The organism is Micromonospora craterilacus (assembly GCF_003236315.1).
Classification (GTDB): Bacteria; Actinomycetota; Actinomycetes; order Mycobacteriales; family Micromonosporaceae; genus Micromonospora; species Micromonospora craterilacus.
The window spans coordinates 1-5667 of the sequence record NZ_POTY01000331.1; the positions used below are offsets into that span (position 1 = coordinate 1).

Consider the following 5667-nt stretch of genomic DNA (forward strand, 5'->3'; position numbering starts at 1 on the left):
GGGTCAGGGGGTGTAGTGCTGGTCGTGGGCTTGGCGGGGGGCGCAGACGGAGGCGCGGGAGCAGGAACAGCGGGAGCCGTCGGCGTCGAGGCGGACGGTGACGGCGTCGCGGGGGACACTGTGGCCGACCACCCGGCCCTCCCCCTTCGGGGTGGAGACCCGGGTGCCGACCTCCGGGGCGGACTCCTGGAACCGCTGATACAGCGGGTGCTCGTACTTCAGGCAGCACATCAGCCGGCCGCAGGCGCCGGAGATGCGCAGCGGGTTGAGCGGAAGGTCCTGGTCCTTGGCCATCCGGATGGTGACCGGCTCGAAGTCGTTCAGGAAGGTGGCGCAGCACAGGTCACGCCCGCAGGAGCCAATGCCGCCCTGCACCCGCGCCGAGTCCCGCGCGGAGAGTTGGCGCAGCTCCACCCGGCAGTGCAGGGTCGCCCCGAGATCGCGTACCAGCGAGCGGAAGTCCACCCGGTGCGGCGCGGTGAAGTAGATGGTGCTGCGCTCGCCGCCATCGGTGCTGCCGAGCACGTGGTCGACCGCCACCACCTTCATCGGCAGCTCGTGCTCCCGGATCAGCCGCTTCGCTGCGATCTTCGCCTCGGCCTTGCGTCGCCGCAGCGTCTCGTCCCGGCGCAGATCCTCCTCCTCCGCCAGCCCCGCCAGCCGGGGGAAGCCGTCGGTGTCCTCGGTGACCCACTGCGCGGCCCACACGCACTCCGCCACCTCGGGACCGTCGTCGGTGGGGACCAGCACCTTGTCGCCCACCTGCGGGCGCAGCTCGCCCGGATCGAGGTAATAGAGGCGCCCGTACCGCTGGAAACTGACCGCGCAGAGCATGCCCATGCCCTTCACCCTACGACGCTGCGCCGGGATCGCGCCCGGCCGCGGTGACGCGGGACCGCACCATGCAGACATCCATGATTGTCGACTCGACCGACCCCTGTCCCAGCTACTGGTACGACGATGCCGGGCCGGACGGCTGAAACCTCCGCGACGGGCGGGACAAACCGGAGCTGGCGGCGTTGAGTGAGGAAAGACCTGCGGGGGGTGCAGGAAAGGGTCACGGCGCCGCTGACGGGCGACCCGAACGGGTGCCTGTGGGCGGCGCCGTGTGCCCTGCCCGGGCGGCGGCTACCAGCCCACACGGGTCGTCCGGGTGCCCGGCAGACCGCCAGCGTCCGGGCGGGACCGGTTGCCGGCCGGGCGCCAGGGGGACTCGGCCAGGCTCGGCGCCCACTGCCGGAGCAGGGTCTCCGCTCCGTCGTAGGCGACACCGAGCACCGCCAGCACCCGGGCGGCGATCTCGGCGGCACCGGCGGCACCTGGCGACGACGGCCCGGAATGGGACGACTCCCGGGTGACCGAAGTGGCTGCGGCGACCGCCACCGCCTCTGCCGAGCCGAGCACGTCGGCCAGGACTCGGGCGACCGCGAGCCGGCTGCCCTCCACCCAGTCGGCGAGCGCGTCGGCGTAACTGGCGGTCGCCTCCAGGCGCCCGACCAGGCTCTCCGGCCCCTCGTCGAGGTGTCGCAGCAGCGTCGCCCGGGACTGCCCGTACGACGCGGCGGCCGGCCCGGACCAGAGCACCGGGTCGGTCAGGGCGGCGCAGGCGTGGTCGTACCCGTGGACCTGGCGGCGCACGGTGTGCCCGGCACCGGCCAGCGGCGCGGAACGCAGGTCGAGGAAGTTGCGCAGCGCCTCGCCGGGCAGCACCTCCATCCGCCGCAACAGCGGCCAGACCCGGTGCCCCTCGGGAGCACCGGCGGCGAGCAGGGTGTCGACCCGGCGCAGCAGGTCGAGACCGGGCTCGGCGAGCCGGTCCAGGGCGTCCATCACGCCTCCCCGACCAACCGGCGGGAGACCACGGAGTCGGTGTCGGTGTACTGGTCGGCGGCCTGACGCAGCGCCGCCGCCGCGGACGCCAGATGGGCGGCGGCCGCGTACGCCTCCCGGGCGCGGTCACCGGTGGCGGCCACCCACTGGCGGTGCAGCGCCCGCCCGATCTCACCCGGCCGGCCCGGGGCGTCAGCGCCGAACGCCACCTGCGCCGGGTCACCGGCGGCGACCGAACGGGACAGCGCGGTCAGCGTGGCGCTCGCCTCGTCGAGACGGCTGGCCAGGGCACGAAGGCTGTCCATCTCAGGCCCCCGTCAGCGGTCGGTAGGCGGTGAAGGTCTCGTTGTGCAGCTTCTCCCTGGCCCACTGAGCGGCATCGGCCGCCGCGGCGACCGCGGCCCGCACCGAATTGGCCACGTCGCGCGGCGCTCGGGTGTGCAGTGGGCCGAGGAACCGCACGTCGGTGATCCGGCCACTGGCGGTCACCACCACCTCGACCAGACCGTCCGGTGACCGGACGGTGACCTCGACCGTCGCCACGGCCTGGTCGAACTCGGCCTGGAGCGACTCGATCCGGCGGTAGCGCCGGACCGCCTCCTCGATCCATGCCTCGTCGATCTCGCCCCGCGGCATCAGCGGGCTCCTCCCCAGTCGTCCTCACTCTGCGTGCCGCCACCGTCACCACGGCACACCGGACCGTACCGCACGCGAATTGCGCGTGTCGATGCCTGTGGAAAACCGATCCGGCCGGCGGGACGCCTGGCCGGACATCGTCCGGGAGTGCCGGTCAGCCCTTCCAGAGGGCGAGCATCATGGCCTCGACGGCGATCCGGGGCTTGACGTTGGCCTCGATCGCGGTACGGCAGGCGAGCACCGCCTCCAGGCGCCGCAGCGCCCCCTCCGGCTGCCAACTGCGGGCACCGGCGTCAGCCAACTCGGCGGTGTCGGCGTGCACCGGCGCCACCGGCGCGCCCAGCGCCATGGTCAACGCGTCCCGGTAGAAGGCGGCCAGGTCGACCAGGGCCCGGTCCAGCGCGTCCCGCTGAGCCCGGGTCGCCCGCGACTTCTGGCGTCGCTCCAGGTCCTTCAGCTGCCCGGCCGCACCCCGTGCCGCGCCCGCCGCGCCCCGGCCGGTGCCGCCCGCGCCGAGCGCCGTCTCCAGCGCCGCGCGTTCCGCCGTGTCGATCTCGGTGACCGACGCGGCGGCCTCCGCCTCGGCCGCCTCGATCAGCGCGGACGCCGCGTCGAACGCGGCGCCCACGCCGGTCAGCCGGCGCGGCACCGCGAGTACCGCCTCCCGCCGGGCGCGGGACTGCGGGTCGCCGGCCAGCCGCCGGGCCCGCCCCACGTGCCCCTGGGTGGCCGCAGCCGCCCACCGCGCCACGTCGGGCGCGATACCGTCCCGGCGGACCAGCATCTCGGCCACCGCCGCGGCCGGCGGCTGCCGCAGGGGTACGACCCGGCACCGCGACCGGATGGTCACCGAGACGTCGTCCGGGTGGGTGGACGGCGCGCAGAGCAGGAAGACGGTCCGCGGCGGTGGCTCCTCCACCGCCTTGAGCAGCGCATTTCCGGCCGCCTCGGTGAGCCGGTCGGCATCCTCGATGATCACGATCTGCCAGCGCCCGCCGGACGGGGTGCTGGCCGCGCGGAGCACCAGCGCCCGCATCTCGTTGACGCCGATGGAGAGCCCTTCGGGCACCACCAGCCGCACGTCGGCGTGGGTACCGGCGAGCGTGGTGTGGCAGCCGGGGCACTCGCCGCAGCCGGTGCCGTGCCGGCACTGGAGGGCGGCGGCGAAGGCCCGCGCCGCGACCGACCGGCCCGACCCGGGTGGGCCGGTGAAGATCCACGCGTGGGTCATCCCCGCCCCCGGGTCACCGCCGGACCCGGCCGAGGCCGCGTCGGCGTCCTGCGCCGGTGCGGCCGTGGGCTCCGCCCGTTCGCCAGCGGTGCGCAGGACGGCCGCAGCCGCTGCGGCGGCCCGGCGCAGGGTGGCCACCGCCTCGTCCTGCCCGACCAGGTTGGCGAAGGCGTCCGGCATCAGGTCCGCTCCGTCGTCACCAGCTCCGATGGGGATAACTCGGACTGCACCGGGGTGTCCGGCCCGTTCGCCGGACCCGGGTGGTCCACGCCGCCCGCGGCGTCGATCAGCTCCTCCACCCGGCGGGCCACCCGCTCGGCGATCTCGTCGGCCGGGCGGGCGGCGTCGAGCACCAGGTAGCGCTTCGGGTCGGCGGCGGCAAAGTCGAGGAAGGCGTACCGGACCCGCTCGTGGAAGGCGACCGACTCGGCCTCCAGCCGGTCGGCGGCCTGGTTGCGCGCGGCGGCCCGGGACAGCCCGGTACGCGGGTCGACGTCCAGCAGCACCACCAGGTCGGGCTTGAGCCCGCCGGTGGCCCAGGAGGACAGCCAGGAGACCTCGTCGACCGGCAGCGTACGGCCGGCACCCTGGTACGCCAGCGACGAGTCGACGTACCGGTCGCTGATCACGACGGCGCCCCGGACCAGGGCGGGCCGGACCACGGTGGCCACGTGGTGGGCCCGGTCGGCGGCGTAGAGCAGTGCCTCGGCGCGCGGCGAGGGCGCATCGTCGGCGGAGGTGTCGAGCACCAGCGACCGGATCCGGGTGCCGATGCCGGTCGCGCCCGGCTCCCGGGTGACCACCACGTCCCGCCCCTCGCCCCGCAACCGCTCGGCCAGCTCGGCCAACTGGGTCGACTTGCCCGCGCCCTCGCCGCCCTCGAAGACCACGAAGAGCCCGGCCGAGACGAACGGTTCGGCCGGCATCAGCGGGCGGCCCCGGATCGACCCCCAGAGGTCGGCCAATACCGGGACGCCCTTCTTGTCGTCCATCTGGCCGAACGCGCTGATCCCGGCGAAGATCCCGGCCACACCGGCGGCGAGCAGCAGCAGGCGGGTGGCGGAGACCGAGATCTGCGCACCGGCGACGTCCACGGTTCGCGACCCGCCGATACCGGCCAGCAGGCCGCCCAGCGCGATGGCCAGGATCAGCACCAGCCGGGTGCCGATCTGCACCACGGCGAAGACCCGGCCACGGACCTCGTCGGCGACCTCGCCGCCGAGCAGGGTGGTGCCGGACAGGAAGGCCATCCCGGCACCGGCCCCGACCAGGATCGCCCCGACGATCGCCATGGACAGGTGGATGGCGAAGGCCAGGGTCATCACCGAGGCGCTGGCCAGCACGATGCTCATACCGAACCAGCGGCGCCGGGACATGTCCCGCACGATCATCGGGCCGAGCCCGATGCCGAGCGCCAGGCCGACGAAGATCGCGCCGAACAGCAGGAAGAACGCGGCGTCACCGGCGTTGAGCGAGGTGGCGAAGAACTGCGCGGTGCCGATGACGATGCCGCCGCCGGCGAACGCGCCGAGGATGCCGAGCACCAACCCCCGGACCAGCGGGGTGTGCCCGATGAATCGCCAGCCCTCGATGAACTGCCGGAACATGCTCTGCTCGCCGCGCTGCTGCCCGTCGGCTCGTCCCTGGCTTATCTCCTTGATCCCGTACGCCACCACCAGCGCGGTGGCCAGCCGGGAGAACGCGTTCACCCAGAGCGCGAGCTGTGCGGGCTCGGCCCAGGCCGGCATGTCCCCGCCGACGATCGCCCGCACGCTGCGGTCGAGCACCGCCGCGACGACTGCGGCGAGCACCGGCGTGAGGCCGTACGTGGTGATCAGGGTCAGCTGGTTGGCGGCCTCCAGCCGGGCGCGCGGGATGAGGTTCGGGACCGCGGCCTCCTTGGCCGGGATCCACAGCAGGGTGACCGTCTCGATCAGGAAGGTGGCGATGGCGGCCCACCCCACCACCAC

6 protein-coding genes are annotated in these 5667 nt (G+C 74.4%); all 6 read right to left on the minus strand.

Annotation, left to right across the window (positions count from 1 at the left end):
• Nucleotides 1–3: 3 nt before the first annotated feature.
• Nucleotides 4–840: a PSP1 domain-containing protein gene (locus C1I95_RS31325; protein ID WP_111219384.1), complete on the minus strand. Its 837-nt coding sequence runs from the start codon at nucleotides 838–840 to the stop codon at nucleotides 4–6.
• 288 nt (nucleotides 841–1128) lie between these two features.
• Nucleotides 1129–1830 (minus strand): hypothetical protein, encoded by a 702-nt coding sequence (locus C1I95_RS31330; protein WP_111219394.1) that lies wholly within the window; start codon nucleotides 1828–1830, stop codon nucleotides 1129–1131.
• The gene (locus C1I95_RS31335) at nucleotides 1830–2135 is read right to left on the minus strand and encodes a hypothetical protein (RefSeq protein WP_111219386.1); all 306 of its coding nucleotides are present in this window, start codon (nucleotides 2133–2135) and stop codon (nucleotides 1830–1832) included. Before C1I95_RS31335 ends, C1I95_RS31330 begins: the two co-directional genes overlap by 1 nt.
• A gap of 1 nt (nucleotide 2136) precedes the next feature.
• Entirely contained in the window at nucleotides 2137–2466 is a 330-nt protein-coding gene (locus C1I95_RS31340) for a YbaB/EbfC family nucleoid-associated protein (protein WP_111219388.1), read from the minus strand.
• 154 nt (nucleotides 2467–2620) lie between these two features.
• Complete coding sequence (locus tag C1I95_RS31345; protein WP_111219390.1) at nucleotides 2621–3877, minus strand: DNA polymerase III subunit delta'; 1257 nt, start codon at nucleotides 3875–3877, stop codon at nucleotides 2621–2623.
• On the minus strand, nucleotides 3877–5667 hold a 1791-nt coding region (gene tmk, locus C1I95_RS31350; RefSeq protein ID WP_111219392.1), incomplete at its 5' end, for a dTMP kinase. The genes tmk and C1I95_RS31345, both read right to left, overlap by 1 nt.